A 15,940-nucleotide genomic window follows, 5' to 3' on the forward strand; every position below is an offset into this window, starting at 1 on the left:
AGCGGGGATTGCATACTTCTGCAAGAGGAGTTCAGCCGAAGGCGACTTCTCAGGCCTCGTGTCCAGGCCACAACCTGGCCCGCGAGCCGCCCGGTCTCGGGAGACATCTCGGGAGTCTCCCGCGCCGGACGGTTCGCGGGCCATCTCGGCTTTTCGGGCCTGAGCGGCTCAGGTCCCCGGGAACGCGGACGGCTTCGCGCCCAGATCGAGCTGCCGCGCGGCCGCCCGGCACAGCAGCTGGATCAGCAGGGTCCGGTCGGTGCCGGTCGCCTTCGGGGCCAGCGACAGGTAGGTCGCGGTGGTGTCCTTCTCCAGGCGCAGCGCCGCAGCGGCGATGCGGGCCTCCGTGCCGATCCGGCCGGGCAGGTCGTAGACGGCCGAGGGCGCGACCGGTTCGATCCCGGCGGCCACCACGTGCGCGGCCAGTGCCTCCCGGGCGTTCACGTGGTCGTCGTAGGCGTCGGTCAGCGCCCGCGCCAGGGCCGGTGCGGCAGAGGCGGAGGTGAGCCCGCCGAGCGCGCCGAGGACGAAGATCGCGGCGTGCTCGACGGCGAGTGCCGCCTGGACGGCCTCCGTCGAGGCGGTGTCCGCGGTCGTCATGCCAGCCCCCGTCCGTGGAGGAGCTGCTGCTGGCCGGCGGCGGCCGAGGCGAGCAGCGTGATCAGCTGCGGGTCCGCCGCGCGACCGGCGGCGGCGGTGAGCGTCGAGACCAGGGCCAGCTGTCGTTCCTGCCAGCGTCCGCTCGCGGGCGCGGCGGTCACCCCCTTGGTCGGCGCCAGTGCCTCGATGTGCACGCGGTGGAGCTGGACGAACGCCGCCGGAGCCCCGTCGTCGGTGCCGAGGATCTCCGCGACCGTGGCGTCGATCACACTCTGGTCGGGGTTGGCAGGGGCCGGGGGAGTGCTGGGTGGAGGGGCTTTGACATGATCCAGCGTCTCCGAGGCCGAACACGCCGAGGCGGCCAGCGGAGCGACCACGGCAGCACCCACGGCGGTGCGCCGAGAGAGCATCCGGAGGGCACGTGCGCTGGTCACGTGAGGAACCCTAACGACACCCCGCGGGAGCCGCGTCAGCGGCTTTCCAACACAGCCGCGCGGCGTTCGAGACACCCGAGGCGTACAGGTATGGTGTCACCAGAGGCGCCGCGTGCTCGGAGGCGCACGACAACAGGACCGGACAACAGGATGCAGGGGGAGATCGCGTTGAGTGCTGAGCGGAAGGACGCGATCGCGAGTGCCATCGACAAGGCCCTCGCCGACCCGCTCCAGGCCCTGGGTCTCGACATCGAGGCCGTGGAGATCACGCCGGCCGGCAAGCGCCGGATCCTGCGGATCGCCGTCGACAAGGACGGTGGGATCACCCATGAGGAGGTCACCGAGGCGACCCGTGAGGTCAACCGGGTCCTCGACGAGTCCGACGTCATGGGTGAGCAGCCCTACACGCTCGAGGTCACCTCTCCCGGTGTCGACCGGCCGCTGACCCTGCCGCGCCACTGGCGCCGCAACAAGGGTCGCCTGGTCAAGGTGACCGCCACCGACGGGTCCACGTTCACCGGACGCGTCAAGGAGTCCGACGAGGACCGGGTGAGCCTCGAGGTGAGCGGGAAGCGCCGCGAGGTGGCGTACGCGGACGTGAAGAAGGCGCTTGTGCAGATCGAGTTCAAGCGGATCGACGAGGGGGAGTAGGCCATGGACATCGATATGAGCATCCTGCGGATGCTGGAGCGGGAGCGGGAGATCTCGCTCGATGTGCTCGTCGAGGCGATCGAGCAGGGGCTGCTGACGGCCTATCACAAGACCGAGGGCGCCCAGACGAAGGCGCGGGTCGACCTGGACCGCAAGACCGGTCACGTCCGCGTGCTGGCCTCCGAGGTCGACGACGAGGGCAACGTCGTCGGGGAGTACGACGACACGCCCGAGGGCTTCGGCCGGATCGCGGCCACCACGGCCAAGCAGATCGTGCTGCAGCGGCTGCGCGACGCCGAGGACGACGTGAAGTTCGGTGAGTTCTCCGGCAAGGAGGGCGACATCCTCTCCGGCGTCATCCAGCAGGGCCGCAACCCCGACGACGTGCTCGTCGACCTGGGCCGGCTCGAGGGCGTCATCCCCCTCTCCGAGCGCGTGCCGGGCGAGGACTACGGCCACGGCACCCGGATCAAGGCCCTGGTCGTGAGCGTGCGCAAGGGCATGCGCGGCCCGCAGATCACGCTCTCGCGCTCCCACCCCAACCTCGTCAAGAAGCTCTTCTCCTTCGAGGTGCCCGAGATCGCCGACGGCACCGTGGAGATCGCCGCGATCGCTCGCGAGGCGGGCCACCGCACCAAGATCGCGGTCAAGTCGACCGTCCCCGGCGTCAACGCCAAGGGTGCCTGCATCGGCCCGATGGGCCAGCGGGTCCGCCAGGTCATGTCCGAGCTGCAGGGCGAGAAGATCGACATCGTCGACTGGTCCGAGGACCCGAAGGTGCTCGTCGCCTCCGCCCTGTCGCCGGCCCGGGTCTCCTCGGTCGAGATCATCGACGAGGCGACGAAGTCCGCCCGCGTCGTGGTGCCCGACTACCAGCTCTCGCTGGCGATCGGCAAGGAGGGGCAGAACGCCCGCCTGGCAGCCCGCCTCACCGGTTGGCGCATCGACATCCGCTCCGACGAGGAGACCCCGGTCGCCTGAGTCCGGCGCGGCGTTAGCCTGTGCGCATGTCCAGCGTGCGTGAGACCACTCTGACCGACCCCGAAGGCGTCCTGCTGGAGCCGGAGGGGGCCACCACCGGCGTACTCGTCCTCTCGGGGTCCTCGGGACGGATCGAGACCGACCGGTGCCGGATGTTCGCCTCCCACGGGGTCACCGCGGCGTCGATCCGCTACTTCCGTGGCCCCGGCCAGCCGGGAGAGGCCCGGCTGGTGCCGCTGGAGACGTTCGACGACGTCCTTACCGACCTCCACTCCCGCTACGAGCGGCTGGTGGTGCTCGGGACGTCCTGGGGTGCCCAGGCCGCGCTGCTGCTCGGCACCCTGCATCCCGAGATCGACGCGGTCGTCGCGATCTCCCCGACGTACGTCTCCTGGGCCGGCCTCAGCGACGAGCGGCCGCAGCGCTCCTCGTGGACGCTGCGCGGCGAGCAGGTGCCGTTCGTGCCCTTCGCCGACGAGGCGATCGAGGATGCCGTCAAGGAGGCCGACGGGGAGCTGCCGTCGTTCTGCGAGGCCTACCTCGCGGCCCTGGAGAAGTACGCCGACCGCGTCCCCGCGGCGACCATCCCGGTCGAGCGCATCGCCGGTGACGTCGTGGTGGTCGCCGGGGGAGACGACGCGCTGTGGCCCTCGGTCCTCTTCGCCGAGGCGGTCCGGCGGCGGCGTACGGCCCACGACATGGAGACGATCGTGGTCACCCATCCGGAGGCCGGTCACCGGGTCGTGCTGCCGGGGGAGCCGGTGCTCCCGCCGAGCCGGACGCTCGCCTGGGGCGGGTCGGAGCGCGCCGACCGCGAGCTCGGGCTGCTGGCGTGGCCGGAGATCGCCGCCATCTTGTGAGCGCGGGTCACGGAATAAGAACGACCTGTGCCCCGGTTTCGTCTACCGAACCCCGGAAGCGGTAGTGTTAAGGATCGGTGGAACGCCTCGAAGAAACTACGCAGCACGGACCTGTCCGTACGTGCGTTGGTTGCCGGAAGCGAGCCGCCAAGCGCGAGTTGTTGCGGGTGACCGCCGGCTCGGACCGCAACGGCCAGCCGGCCGTGGTGCCCGATCCGACAGCCACCGCACCCGGGCGAGGGGCGCATCTGCACCCCACGCGTGAGTGCTACGAACTCGCGGTGCGCCGGAAGGCGTTCACCCGGGCCCTGTTCCCGAAAGGTAAGGGGGCCGAGGGCGGGCTTTCCAGCGCACCGGTGGAGGACTACCTCGACTTGCGCCAGACACCCACGACCGTCGCCGACGGTCAACTGACCAGGAATTGGAGCAAAAGCTCATGAGCACTCGATGAGTACTTCGCGATGAGCGTGTTCTACACCCACTAGTGGTCACAGTTTTCACCCGGATTTGGGTCTGTGGCCAGAAGGAGAAGCGTGGCTAAGACCCGAGTCCACGAGCTCGCCAAAGAGTTCGGAGTCGAGAGCAAGTTCGTTCTCGAGAAGTTCAAGGAGATGGGTGAGTTCGTCAAGTCGGCGAGCTCGACCGTCGAGCTGCCTGCGGAGATGCGTTTCCGCAAGGAGATCGGCCCCGGCCTGAAGGCCGGCGGCAAGGGTGGTTCCGCGTCCACCGACGAGAAGCCTGCCCCCAAGCCCGGCCCGAAGCCGGCAGCTCCCAAGCCTGCGGCCCCCAAGAAGGCTGCGGACACGGCGCCCGAGAAGCCTGCCGAGGCGCCCGCTGCGTCCAAGCCGGCCGCGCCCAAGCCCGGCCCGAAGCCCCCGGCCAAGAAGGCCGAGGCCGCACCGGTCGCGCCTGCGGCGTCGGCATCGGCCCCCACCGCGCCCAAGCCCAGCCCGAAGCCGGCGGCTGCCAAGCCGGGTGCGCCCAAGCCTGGCGCCCCGAAGCCCGGCGCCCGTCCGCAGGCCCCCGCGGCCCGCGGTGGCGCGGGTGGCGCCGGTGGCGCCGGTACCGGTCGTCCCGGACCGCGTCCGGTCGGCAAGCCCGGCGCTCCGCGCCCGGGCAACAACCCGTTCTCCTCCAACCAGGGCATGGGGCGTCCGCGTCCCGGCGGCCAGGGTGGAGGCCAGGGTGGCCAGGGCGGTGCCCCGGCCGGTGGCGACCAGCGTCCGCCGCGTCCTGCTGCCGCCCGTGAGGGTGGCCAGACCGGTGGCCGTCCCGGCATGCCGCGTCCCAACCCGGCGATGATGCCGAAGTCCCCGGCCGCGTTCGGTGCCCGTCCTGGTGGCGGTCCCGGTGGTCGTGCCGGTGCCCCGGGTCGTCCCGGTGGCGGCGGTCGTCCGGGCGCCGGTGGGCGTCCCGGTGGTGGCGGCGGTGCCGGTCGTCCCGGTGGCGGCGGCTTCGGCGGCGGTCCCGGTGGCGGTCGTCCCGGTGCCGGTCGTCCCGGCGGCCGCGGAACGACCCAGGGTGCCTTCGGTCGCCCGGGTGGTCCCTCGCGTCGTGGCCGGAAGTCGAAGCGGGCGCGTCGCCAGGAGTTCGAGGCCATGGAGGCCCCGACGATCGGTGGCATCCGCGTACGCAAGGGCAACGGGGAGACCGTGCGTCTCGCCCGTGGCGCCTCGCTGACCGACTTCGCCGAGAAGATCAACGTCGACCCGGCTCAGCTGGTGCAGATGCTGTTCGGCCTCGGTGAGATGGTCACCGCGACCGAGTCCGTCAACGACGAGACCCTCGAGCTGCTCGGTGAGGAGCTCAACTACGTCGTCCAGGTCGTCTCCCCGGAGGACGAGGACCGCGAGCTGCTGGAGTCCTTCGACATCGAGCTCGGCGACGAGGGCGACGAGTCCGACTGGACGGTCCGTCCGCCGGTCGTCACCGTCATGGGTCACGTCGACCACGGTAAGACCAAGCTGCTCGACGCCATCCGTGACGCCAACGTCATCGAGGGCGAGGCCGGCGGCATCACCCAGCACATCGGTGCCTACCAGGTCTCCACCGAGGTCGACGGCACCGAGCGCAAGATCACCTTCATCGACACCCCGGGTCACGAGGCGTTCACCGCCATGCGTGCCCGCGGTTCGCAGTCCTCGGACCTCGCGATCCTCGTGGTCGCGGCCGATGACGGTGTGATGCCGCAGACCATCGAGGCGCTCAACCACGCCAAGGCGGCCGGTGTCCCGATCGTGGTCGCGATCAACAAGATCGACAAGCCGGAGGCGGACCCGACCAAGGTCCGTGGCCAGCTGACCGAGTACGGCCTCATCCCCGAGGAGTACGGCGGCGACACGATGTTCGTCGAGATCTCGGCGAAGTCGCGGATCAACATCGATGGCCTTCTCGAGGCCGTCGTGCTGACCGCCGACGCCTCGCTCGACCTGCAGGCCAACGCCAGCCAGGACGCGCAGGGCATCGTGATCGAGGCTCACCTCGACCGTGGCCGCGGCCCGGTCGCGACCATCCTGGTCCAGCGCGGCACGCTGCGCGTGGGTGAGTCCATCGTCGCCGGCCCGGCCCACGGTCGTGTCCGCGCGATGATCGACGAGTACGGCCACGAGATCACCGAGGCGACCCCGTCGCGTCCGGCGATGGTCCTGGGTCTCTCGGCGGTGCCGGGTGCCGGTCAGAGCTTCCTGGTCGTCGAGGACGACCGGATGGCTCGCCAGATCGCCGAGAAGCGCGAGGCACGCGAGCGTGCCGCGCAGCAGGCCAAGCGCCGCGTACGCCGCACGCTGGAGGACTTCATGGCCTCCATGGAGAAGGGCGAGAGCCAGGAGCTCAACCTCATCCTCAAGGGCGACGTGTCCGGTTCGGTCGAGGCGCTCGAGGACGCACTGGCCAAGATCGACGTGGGTGGCGACGAGGTCTCCATCCGGGTCATCGACCGCGGTGTCGGTGCGATCACCGAGACCAATGTCGACCTGGCTGCTGCCTCCGACGCGATCATCATCGGCTTCAACGTCCGCCCGCAGGGCAAGGCGACGGAGATGGCCGACCGCGAGGGTGTCGAGATCCGCTACTACTCGGTCATCTACCAGGCGATCGAGGAGATCGAGGCGGCCCTCAAGGGCATGCTCAAGCCGGAGTACGAGGAGCGGGTCCTCGGTCAGGCGGAGATCCGTGCGATCTTCCGCTCGTCCAAGGCCGGAAACATCGCCGGTTGTATGGTCACCAGCGGTCTCATCCGCCGCAACGCCAAGGTTCGCGTCCTGCGCGACGGCGCCGTGGCGGCCGACAACCTCGACCTGGCCTCGCTGCGCCGCGAGAAGGACGACGCCTCCGAGGTCCGCGAGGGCTTCGAGTGCGGTCTGGTCCTGAAGAACTTCCAGGACATCAAGGAAGGCGACATCATCGAAGCCTTCGAGATGGTGGAGATTCCCCGGGGCTGATCCCCAACCCCTGCCGAGTCGGCGCATCTGTCCCGCACAGATGCGTCGACTCGGCGCGTTTGTCCCGGACGTACGTGTCGAGTCGGCGCGTCTGCCCCGGGAATACGCGCCGACTCGGCGCCAGTTCGTGAGACATGAGCGCCGACTCGGCGCTTCGAGTTGAGACATTAGCGCCGATTCGGCGCGGTTTGAGAGAGTGTGAACATGAGTAGCCCACGGGTTCGCCGGATCGCTGACCGGATCAAGGTCATCGTGGCGCAGATGCTGGAGCGGCGGATCAAGGATCCGCGGATCGGGTTCGTCACCGTCACCGACGTGCGGGTGACCGGCGACAGTCAGCAGGCGACGATCTTCTACACGGTGCTGGGCGCCGACTCCGAGGCCGAGCTGGCCGGTACGGCCGCGGCGCTGGAGTCGGCCAAGGGGCTGATCCGCTCCGAGGTCGCCAAACAGCTCGGCACCCGCACCGCCCCGACGCTGGAGTTCATCCACGACGCGCTGCCGGAGACGGCCCGCCATCTCGACGACGTGCTCGCCCGCGCCAAGGCGCAGGACGACGCGGTCGCCGCCGCTCGTGGGGAGACCTACGCCGGCGAGGCCGACCCCTACAAGAAGCCCCGCGAGATCGAGGACGAGTGGGACGAGGACGAGGGGGAGTGAGTCCCTCCGGCCTCGTCATCGTCGACAAGCCTGCCGGTGTCACCTCCCACGACGTCGTCGCGCGCGTCCGGCGGTTGGCCGGCACCCGCAAGGTCGGGCATGCCGGCACCCTGGACCCGATGGCCACCGGCGTACTCGTCCTGGGGGTGGAGCGGGCCACCCGGCTCCTCGGCCACCTGATGCTGACCGAGAAGGCCTACTCCGCGACGGTGCGGCTCGGGGTCTCGACGACCACGGACGACGCCGAGGGTGAGGTGATCTCGACAAGCTCGATCCATCGCGTCGAGACGCGTTCCGCCGCCGGCCTCGACGAGGAGCGCGTACGAAGCGCCTTCGCCACCCAGGTCGGCGACATCCTCCAGGTGCCGACCGCGGTGTCGGCGATCAAGGTCGACGGCAAGCGCGCCTACCAACGCGTACGCGACGGGGAGCAGGTCGAGCTGAAGGCCCGGCCGGTCACCGTGCACGAGCTCACCGTCGGTGAGCTCCGGCGGGAGGGCGACGTCGTCGATGTCGACATCTCGGTGCGCTGCTCCTCGGGCACATACATCCGGGCGATCGCCCGCGACGTCGGGGAGGCGCTCGGCGTCGGTGGACACCTGACGATGCTGCGCCGCACCGCGGTCGGGCCCTACGATCTCGGCGTCGCCAGGACGCTCGACGAGCTCGCCGAGGAGTTCGCGGCGCTGCCGCTGGCCGAGGCCGCCCGCGCCGCGTTCACCTCCTACGACCTCTCCGAGGCGCAGGCCCAGGACGTCCGCTACGGCCGCAAGCTCGAGCTCGCGCTCGACGGGCTCACCGCGGTGTTCGCCCCCGACGGCGAGTTCCTGGCGCTCTACGAGCCGGTCGGCGCGACGACCGCGAAGGCGAGCGCGGTCTTCGTCGGGTGACCGAGGAACGGTAAAGCCTGCGAGGATGACGCGCTTGTGAAGCAGAACGGACCGGCCGAGGCGCTTCGGCTCACCGACTCGTGGTTCCGCCACAACGGCCTGACCTACTTCGTCCCCGAGGAGCGCGTCGCGGTGCGAGCGGCGATGCGGCCGCGGCGTACGGTCAGGGTGGGCCTGGTGGTCGTGGTCGTCGCCGTGGCGGCCGGGGTGGCGCTGGCATGGACCACCGGCGACCTCGGTGCGGCGCCGGCGCTGCTGCTGACCCTGGGCGGCGCCGCTGCGGGCTGGTACGCGCTGACCGCGATGCGGTTCCGGCCGATCCTGGTGTGGGCGATGGGGCGTACGTTCGGGTCCCTGACCAGGCTGCTGCCGATGGCCCTGCGGGCCCTGCCGCTGCTGCTTCTCTTCATGACGTTCCTGTTCATCAACGCCGAGGTCTGGGAGATGTCGGCCAACCTCGACCTGGGTGCGTTGTGGCTGGTCACGCTGCTGTTCGCCGGGTCGGCGGTGGCGTTCCTGCTGGTCCGGCTGCCCGAGGAGGTGGACCGGATCGACGACGACGTGGACGCCGCCTTCCTGATGCGCACCTGCCGGGGAACGCCCCTGGAGGCCGCCTGCGCGGAGCTGGTCGAGGACGCCCGGGAGGGCCGCGGCGCCGACCCCGCGGAGCTCGCTCAGGTGACGGGCTTCGAGCGCTGGAACCTGGTCCTGGCGCTGCTCGTCATCCAGGCCACCCAGGTCGTGCTGATCGCGGTCGCCGTCTTCGCGTTCTTCCTCCTCTTCGGCGCGATCGTGATGACCGACGGGGTGCAGATGGGCTGGACCGGTCAGCAGTCGCTGCACAACCTGTCCTGGCTGCCGAACGTGTCGGGCGAGCTGGTGAAGGTCGCGCTGTTCCTCGCCGGGTTCTCCTCGCTCTACCTGACCGTCTCGACCGTGACGGACGAGACCTACCGCGAGCAGTTCTTCGGGACGGTGCTGCGCGAGATCGAGCGAGCCGTCGGGATGCGCGCGGTCTATCTGACGCTCCGTGCCCGACAGACGGCCCAGGTCACGTCCGAGTGAGCACTCCCCGATATTCTGTGGCCGTGTTGTGGCGAAGCTTGAGTGAGGTGCCGGCCGGCCTGGGGCGCACGTGCGTCGTCATCGGCAACTTCGATGGCGTCCACCTCGGGCACCAGCACGTGATCAGCCGGGGACGCGAGGTGGCGGACGCCAAGGACCTCACGCTGGTGGCGGTCACCTTCGACCCGCACCCGATGGCGGTGCTGCGCCCCGAGCACGCCCCCGGCGTGCTCACCACGATGGAGGAGCGCTCCGAGCTGCTGCACGCCGCCGGTGCCGACGCCGTGCTCGCGCTCCCGTTCGACATGGACATGGCCAACTGGTCGCCCGACGACTTCGCCCAGCGGGTCCTCGTCGACGCGTTGCACGCCGAGGCGTGCGTGGTCGGCGCCAACTTCCGCTACGGCTGCAAGGCCGCCGGCGACGTGGCCGACCTGATCGCCTACGGCAAGATCCACGACTTCTCCGCCGAGGGGATCCCGCTCGACGGCGGGCCCCAGGTGTGGTCCTCCACCTACATCCGTACGTGTCTGGCGACCGGTGACGTCACCGGTGCCGCCGAGGCGCTGGGCCGTCCCTACTCCGTCCGCGGCGTCGTCGTGAAGGGCGACCAGCGGGGCCGCGAGCTCGGCTTCCCGACGGCCAACGTGCCCACCGACTCGTTGACCGCGGTGCCGCCCGACGGCATCTACGCCGGCTGGCTGACCCGGCGCGACACGGGGGAGCGGTTCCCGGCGGCGATCTCGGTCGGCACCAACCCCACCTTCGAGGGCGTGGTCGGTCGCCGGGTCGAGTCCTACGTGCTCGACCGCGACGACCTGGAGCTCTACGGCGTCGAGGTCGAGGTCGCCTTCGTCGAGCGGCTGCGCGGCATGGTCGCCTTCGAGGGGATCGACGCGCTCGTCGAGCAGATGCACGCCGACGTGGAGCGGGCGCGCCAGATCCTTACCGACTCGTAGATCCGGGCGGCCTGTTCAGCCGGCTCCGGGTGCGGTTGAATTGCTGGTTATGGATCCCCACTCCACGCCCACGTCCGTCTACGAGACCGAGGTCGAGGCCGAGCGCCCCCGCGGCGGCATCCCGGCCCTCCTCAACGCGGTCCTCGTCACCGGTGGGCTCTGGGCCCTGCAGTTCTTCTCCGGGTCGACCCCGTTCTCGACCTGGGCCGACGAGAACGGCACCAACTCGGCCGGCTGGGTGGCCTCGCTGCTCGGCGACCGGCTCACCTACTTCGGCAACAGCGGGTTCGGCGACCTCTTCTCCGGCGACGCCCTGGTGCACTCCGCGGTCCTCACCGCGACCGTCTTCGTGCTCACCTGGCTGCTGACCTGGCTCGGCACCGTCGGCATCTGGCCGCGCGCGTTCTGGCCGGTGTTCGTCGGCTGCTGGTTCGCCGCGATCGTCGCCACCGCCGCCGGCCAGGCCGCGGAGAGCATCTACGCCTACTTCAGCGACGGCCGCTCCGGGTGGCTGGTGGCCTCGCTCGACGACGTGATCGCGTCAGGGGCTGCGTACGGGCTGACGTACGGGTGGGCGATCGGCTTCCTGATCGCGCTGATCTGGCTCGCGGTGCCCGGCAAGCGGGACGAGGTGGAGGAGTACACGCCGATGTCCTCGCTCATCTCCGGTTCCGGGGGCGCGCCGGGCGGTGCGCCCGGCAGCACGCCTGGGGCGCCCGGTGGCTACGGCCAGCAGCTGCGTGCCAGCGTCGCCGTGCCGACCGCGCAGACGAGCCTGGCGCCCACCTCGCCCTCCGGGCGGCCCGCGCAGCCCGTCCAGGTGCGCACCTTCACCGGCCCCGTCCGCGGTGGCTCCGGACCGGCCGGCGACACGGCCGCCTGGAAGGACTTCGTCCGGGACGTACGCGGCCGCTCCTAGACGCCGCTCGAGGGCTGGGTCCTCGCCGCCGCCGAGCTTCTCGGCGGCGCGCGGTGCAATGCTCTGGCAAGTAGTACGCACTGCGTAGTAGTGTGCGAAGCATGGATACCACCCAGCTGCTCAAAGGGGTGCTCGACCTGACCGTCCTGGCCGTCGTCGACGGCGAGGATGCGTACGGCTATGACATCGTCCGCAAGCTCCGCGACAGCGGGCTCACGGACGTCGGGGACGCGTCGGTCTACGGCACCCTGCGGCGGCTGTACGCCGCAGGCGCCCTGACCTCCTACGTCGTGCCGTCGGAGTCCGGTCCGCACCGCAAGTACTACGGCATCACGCCTGCCGGACAAGGCCAGCTCAAGCAGCAGAGCGAGGACTGGTCCCACTTCTCCACCACCGTCACAGAGATCCTCCAAGGGGCACGAGCATGACGACCACAGATGCAGAGGCGAACGTCGCACCGGAGGTGCGGCTCTTCCTGGCTCGCGTACGCCGTGAGCTCGCCGATCTCGACCCGGAGGTGGTCAGCGACATCACCGACGGGCTCGAGGCCGACTTCACCGAGCTGGTCGAGGACCGTGGGCCCGACGCGCTCGGGGACCCGGTCGAGTACGCCAAGGAGCTGCGGGCCGCCGCCGGGATCCCGGTGGGCGTGCGGGCGCCTCGGGGGTTCCGCGAGCAGGTCGACGGGTTCCTCGACGCCGGCCACGCCCGCTTCGACGCCGCGGTCGCCAGGCTCGGTGAGCTGCTGCGTACGGATCTGGGGCCTGTGGTCGCCTGGCTGCGACCGCTGTGGTGGATCGTACGTGCCTGGGCGGCGGTCGCTCTGGTCTCGGCGGTGTTCGGCCTGAGCATGTCGAGCGCACCGGCGGTTCTGCTGCTCATCGTGGCGGTTGCGGTCAGCATGTTCATCGGCGCCGGCCGGGTCTGGCCGGGTGGTGAGCGGGGGACCCTCGCGCGCGTCGTGCTCCTGGTCCTGAACGTCTTCGCCGCCTTCGTGCTCTTCATGACCTGGGCGACGTGGGGTGGCGGCGGCGCCGACTACGACCGCGGCTGGAGCGACGGCTTCAACGAGGCCGGCGGCGCCTATGCCGCGCCGATCGACGAGCAGGCGGGCGTCTACTCCGGCGGCAGGTGGGTCAACAACATCTACCCGTACGACGCCTCGGGCAAGCCGCTGACCGGCGTCCAGCTCTTCGACCAGGAGGGCAAGCCGATCGACGTCGTCACCCAGCCCGACTGCACCTCGACGAGTGCCGCTCCGCTGCCGCCGCTCGCCGTCGACGAGCTGGACATGGCCGAGGTGGCCTGCACCGACGAGATGACCGGTGAGCCGCTCCAGCCGCGGATCTTCTACCCGTGGTCCAACGGTGCCGCGCAGCTCTACAACGTCTTCCCGCTGCCCAGCCGCGTCCAGCCGGAGACCGCGCTCGACCCGAACGCCTTCGCGGACGGGAGTGAGGACGCGCCGGCGATCCAGGAGCCGCCGCTGGCCACCGTGCCGAAGGTGTCGCTGCCCGGGGTCACGACGAGCTCGCCGAGCGCATCCGCGAGCGCATCTCCGAGTGCATCCGCGGGTACCGCCGACAAGCCATGACCCGACCGATGCAACCGATCTCCGTTCCGCAGCGTCGATCCATATGGCGGAGAGACGAGGGTGAGGAAGCGATGAAGCTCTGGTGGCGGTTGCGGCGGCTGGTGGCACGGCTCGTGCTCGTGGCCTGATATGGCGGCGATTCGGGGCGCACCCCGGCTCGCTGTTAATCTTCTCGGGTTGTCGTCCCATGGGGGTCGGCAGCTCAAGCCGTGAAATCGGCCGCGGACCAAGAGTGCCCCGGTGAACAGGCCCGGGCGCGCCGCGCAACGAGTAGGCCCACGGGCCGGAAGGGAGCCTTCGCATGGCAGTTGGAACTGACGCGGAGACCAAGAAGAAGATCATCGCCGAGTACGCCACGACCGAGGGTGACACCGGCTCGCCGGAGGTGCAGATCGCGCTGCTGTCGCACCGCATCTCCCACCTGACCGACCACCTCAAGGAGCACAAGCACGACCACCACAGCCGTCGTGGTCTGCTGCTGCTCGTCGGCCAGCGCCGCCGCCTTCTCAACTACCTTCAGAAGAAGGACATCGAGCGCTACCGCTCGATCATTGAGAAGCTCGGCCTCCGTCGCTGATCCAGCGCCGCGATGCACGCGCGCTGACGGCGTTGGGGGCGTTCGACAACCCGCTTCGCTTGACGGTTGCCTTCACGCCCCCGCCTTGTCATCGCACGCACCTCGCGACGCTGCTTGATCTTCGTGAGCAACGGGCCGTCCCCACTCGGGGGCGGCCCGTTCGCCTGTTTTGGGGTCGTTCGAGCGGGTGCATCGGGCGCAGGCTTGAGACCGTGCATCGACAGATCGCGGGCACGCTGACCGGGCCCAGGACCAAGTACGTCGTCGTGGTGCTCTGGCTGCTCGCGCTGGTGGCCTTCGGCGGTTTCGCCGGGAAGCTCACCGAGGTGCAGAACAACGAGGCCGCCTCCTGGCTGCCGGCCTCGGCGGAGTCGACCCGCGGGTTCGAGAGGATGAGTCCCTTCCAGAACCCGAACGCGATCCCCACCACGCTCGTCTACACCTCGACCACGGTCACCGGCGAGGACCTCGCCGGCGTCGCCTCGGGCGACATCGCCGAGCTCGGCGGGCTCGACGGGGTCGAGGGTGACATCGCGCCGCCCCTGCTGTCGCAGGACGGCGAGGTCGCCCAGCTCACGGTGACCTTCGACCTCGGCTCGGACGGCTGGAGCAAGATGCCCGGCATCGTCGACGACATCCGTGAGATCGCCGACCACGACGACGTACGGCTGCACGTCACCGGCCAGGGTGGCTCCGCCGCCGACGCCGCGGAGGCGTTCGGCGGCATCGACACGACACTGCTCGCGGCCGCGCTCGTCGTGGTGGTGGTGATCTTGCTGTTCGTCTATCGCAGCCCCGTGCTCTGGGTCTTCCCGATCGTCTCGGTGGTGGTCGGGCTGGGCGTGACGATGGGCCTGGTCTACTTCCTGGCCAAGGACGCGGGACTGACGGTGAACGGCCAGAGCCAGGCCATCCTGAGCATCCTGGCGATCGGCGCCGGAACCGACTACGCCCTGCTGCTGGTCTCCCGCTATCGCGAGGAGCTGCGCAACTTCGAGGACCGCCACGAGGCGATGGCGCACGCGCTGCACCGCGCCGCGCCCGCGATCCTCGCCAGCGCCGTGACCGTCATCCTGGCGATGCTGTGCCTGACCTTCGCCGAGATGAACTCGACCTCGGGGATGGGGCCGGTCGTCGCCGTCGGGATCGCGGTGACCTACCTGGTGATGGTCACTCTGCTGCCGGCTCTGCTGGTCATCTGCGGCCGGTGGGTCTTCTGGCCGAAGCGCCCGGCGTACGGATCGGCGGAGCCGACCGAGACCGGCCTGTGGGCGAGGGTCGGCGCGATCGTCTCGGTCCGGCCGCGCGTGATCTGGATCGTCACCACCGGCCTCCTGCTCGTCGCGTGCCTCGGTCTGCTGCGGCTCGACGCCAACGGGCTGGCCTCCGACGAGACCTACACCGAGGAGTTCGACTCGATCACCGGCCTGCAGGTCCTGGTCGACCACGACATGGCCGACCAGTCCAACCAGCTGCTCGTGGTCGCCGACGCGGCGACGCAGACGCAGGTGCAGCAGGCGCTCGACGGGGTCGAGGGACTGGTGCCGACCGAGACCCCGGCGGGGGAGGTGAAGAGCTTCCCGCTCGGCCCGCCCCAGGACGGTGTCGTCGCGATCGCGGCGGTGGTCGACGCCGACGTGACCTCGCCCGAGGCGTACGACATCGTCGGCGCCGCGCGCTCGGCCGTGCACGACGTGGACGGATCGGGCGCGCTGGTCACGGGCACCTCGGCGATGATGCTCGACACCCTCGAGGCCAGCCAGCGCGACGACCTGGTGATCATCCCGATCGTCCTGGTGGTCGTGCTGCTGGTGCTGATGGTGCTCCTGCGGGCGCTGGTCGCCCCGTTGATCCTGCTCGGCACGGTGATCCTGTCGTTCGGGGCGGCCCTCGGCATCTCGGTGCTGCTGTTCGAGTACGTCTTCGGGTTCGCCGGGACGGACCCGGCGTTCCCGCTGTTCGCCTTCGTGTTCCTGGTCGCGCTGGGCATCGACTACAACATCTTCCTGATGACGCGGGTGCGTGAGGAGGCGGAGGTCCGCGGCACCCGGGAGGGGTCGCTCGTCGGCCTGACCTCGACCGGCGGGGTGATCACGTCGGCGGGGGTCGTCCTGGCGGCGACGTTCCTGGTGCTCGGCTCGCTGCCGATGGTCTTCCTGGCCGAGATCGGGGTGACCGTCGCGCTGGGGGTCATGCTCGACACGATGATCGTCCGGTCGATCCTGGTCACGGCGATCAACCTCGACGCCGGGGACCGGATCTGGTGGCCGAGCAGACTGGCGAAGCGTTAACAACAGTAAGTTGGTCATG

At 70.3% G+C, this 15,940-nt stretch carries 16 protein-coding genes; 14 read left to right on the forward strand and 2 right to left on the reverse strand.

The genetic code is table 11. The features are described 5' to 3' along the window. Positions 1-168 precede the first annotated feature (168 nt). Together ACWZJV_RS23845 and ACWZJV_RS23850 are read right to left on the reverse strand one after the other, a co-directional pair. Positions 169-600 carry a DUF4439 domain-containing protein gene (locus ACWZJV_RS23845; RefSeq protein WP_008363234.1) on the reverse strand — a complete coding sequence of 144 codons (432 nt, stop codon included), beginning with the start codon at positions 598-600 and terminating at the stop codon, positions 169-171. Next, positions 597-1,034, reverse strand: coding sequence for a hypothetical protein (locus ACWZJV_RS23850; RefSeq protein ID WP_457179103.1), 438 nt, complete (start codon positions 1,032-1,034; stop codon positions 597-599). Before ACWZJV_RS23850 ends, ACWZJV_RS23845 begins: the two co-directional genes overlap by 4 nt. 168 nt (positions 1,035-1,202) lie before the next feature. On the opposite strand from ACWZJV_RS23850, the gene rimP reads away from it, so the two are divergent. From rimP to ACWZJV_RS23920, 14 genes are all read left to right on the forward strand, one after another. Next, entirely contained in the window at positions 1,203-1,685 is a 483-nt protein-coding gene (rimP, locus tag ACWZJV_RS23855) for a ribosome maturation factor RimP (RefSeq protein WP_040757156.1), read from the forward strand. A gap of 3 nt (positions 1,686-1,688) precedes the next feature. After that, complete coding sequence (gene nusA / locus ACWZJV_RS23860) at positions 1,689-2,666, forward strand: transcription termination factor NusA (protein ID WP_008363230.1); 978 nt, start codon at positions 1,689-1,691, stop codon at positions 2,664-2,666. Positions 2,667-2,692: 26 nt separating this feature from the next. Continuing rightward, positions 2,693-3,526 carry an alpha/beta fold hydrolase gene (locus ACWZJV_RS23865; protein WP_457179104.1) on the forward strand — a complete coding sequence of 278 codons (834 nt, stop codon included), beginning with the start codon at positions 2,693-2,695 and terminating at the stop codon, positions 3,524-3,526. Between the two features lie 77 nt (positions 3,527-3,603). Next, positions 3,604-3,966 (forward strand): YlxR family protein, encoded by a 363-nt coding sequence (locus tag ACWZJV_RS23870; RefSeq protein ID WP_457179105.1) that lies wholly within the window; start codon positions 3,604-3,606, stop codon positions 3,964-3,966. A gap of 93 nt (positions 3,967-4,059) precedes the next feature. Then, positions 4,060-6,966, forward strand: coding sequence for a translation initiation factor IF-2 (infB, locus tag ACWZJV_RS23875; protein ID WP_457179106.1), 2,907 nt, complete (start codon positions 4,060-4,062; stop codon positions 6,964-6,966). A 204-nt stretch (positions 6,967-7,170) separates the two neighbouring features. Further along, a complete protein-coding gene (rbfA, locus tag ACWZJV_RS23880; protein WP_457179107.1) occupies positions 7,171-7,626 on the forward strand; it encodes a 30S ribosome-binding factor RbfA in 456 nt (151 codons plus the stop codon). Further along, positions 7,623-8,516, forward strand: a complete 894-nt coding sequence (gene truB, locus ACWZJV_RS23885) for a tRNA pseudouridine(55) synthase TruB (RefSeq protein ID WP_457179108.1) — start codon at positions 7,623-7,625, stop codon at positions 8,514-8,516. Before rbfA ends, truB begins: the two co-directional genes overlap by 4 nt. A 36-nt stretch (positions 8,517-8,552) precedes the next feature. After that, positions 8,553-9,581, forward strand: coding sequence for a hypothetical protein (locus ACWZJV_RS23890; RefSeq protein ID WP_196874757.1), 1,029 nt, complete (start codon positions 8,553-8,555; stop codon positions 9,579-9,581). Positions 9,582-9,619: 38 nt separating this feature from the next. After that, positions 9,620-10,540, forward strand: a complete 921-nt coding sequence (locus ACWZJV_RS23895; RefSeq protein WP_457179109.1) for a bifunctional riboflavin kinase/FAD synthetase — start codon at positions 9,620-9,622, stop codon at positions 10,538-10,540. Positions 10,541-10,589: 49 nt separating this feature from the next. Further along, positions 10,590-11,459: a hypothetical protein gene (locus ACWZJV_RS23900; protein WP_457179110.1), complete on the forward strand. Its 870-nt coding sequence runs from the start codon at positions 10,590-10,592 to the stop codon at positions 11,457-11,459. A 101-nt stretch (positions 11,460-11,560) separates the two neighbouring features. Then, positions 11,561-11,887, forward strand: a complete 327-nt coding sequence (locus ACWZJV_RS23905) for a PadR family transcriptional regulator (RefSeq protein ID WP_176884102.1) — start codon at positions 11,561-11,563, stop codon at positions 11,885-11,887. After that, complete coding sequence (locus ACWZJV_RS23910) at positions 11,884-13,053, forward strand: HAAS signaling domain-containing protein (RefSeq protein ID WP_457179111.1); 1,170 nt, start codon at positions 11,884-11,886, stop codon at positions 13,051-13,053. Before ACWZJV_RS23905 ends, ACWZJV_RS23910 begins: the two co-directional genes overlap by 4 nt. 301 nt (positions 13,054-13,354) lie before the next feature. Further along, positions 13,355-13,630, forward strand: a complete 276-nt coding sequence (rpsO, locus tag ACWZJV_RS23915) for a 30S ribosomal protein S15 (protein ID WP_008363208.1) — start codon at positions 13,355-13,357, stop codon at positions 13,628-13,630. 212 nt (positions 13,631-13,842) lie between these two features. Next, complete coding sequence (locus tag ACWZJV_RS23920; protein WP_457179112.1) at positions 13,843-15,921, forward strand: MMPL family transporter; 2,079 nt, start codon at positions 13,843-13,845, stop codon at positions 15,919-15,921. Positions 15,922-15,940 lie beyond the last annotated feature (19 nt).

This window comes from Nocardioides sp. WG-D5 (genome assembly GCF_054031175.1).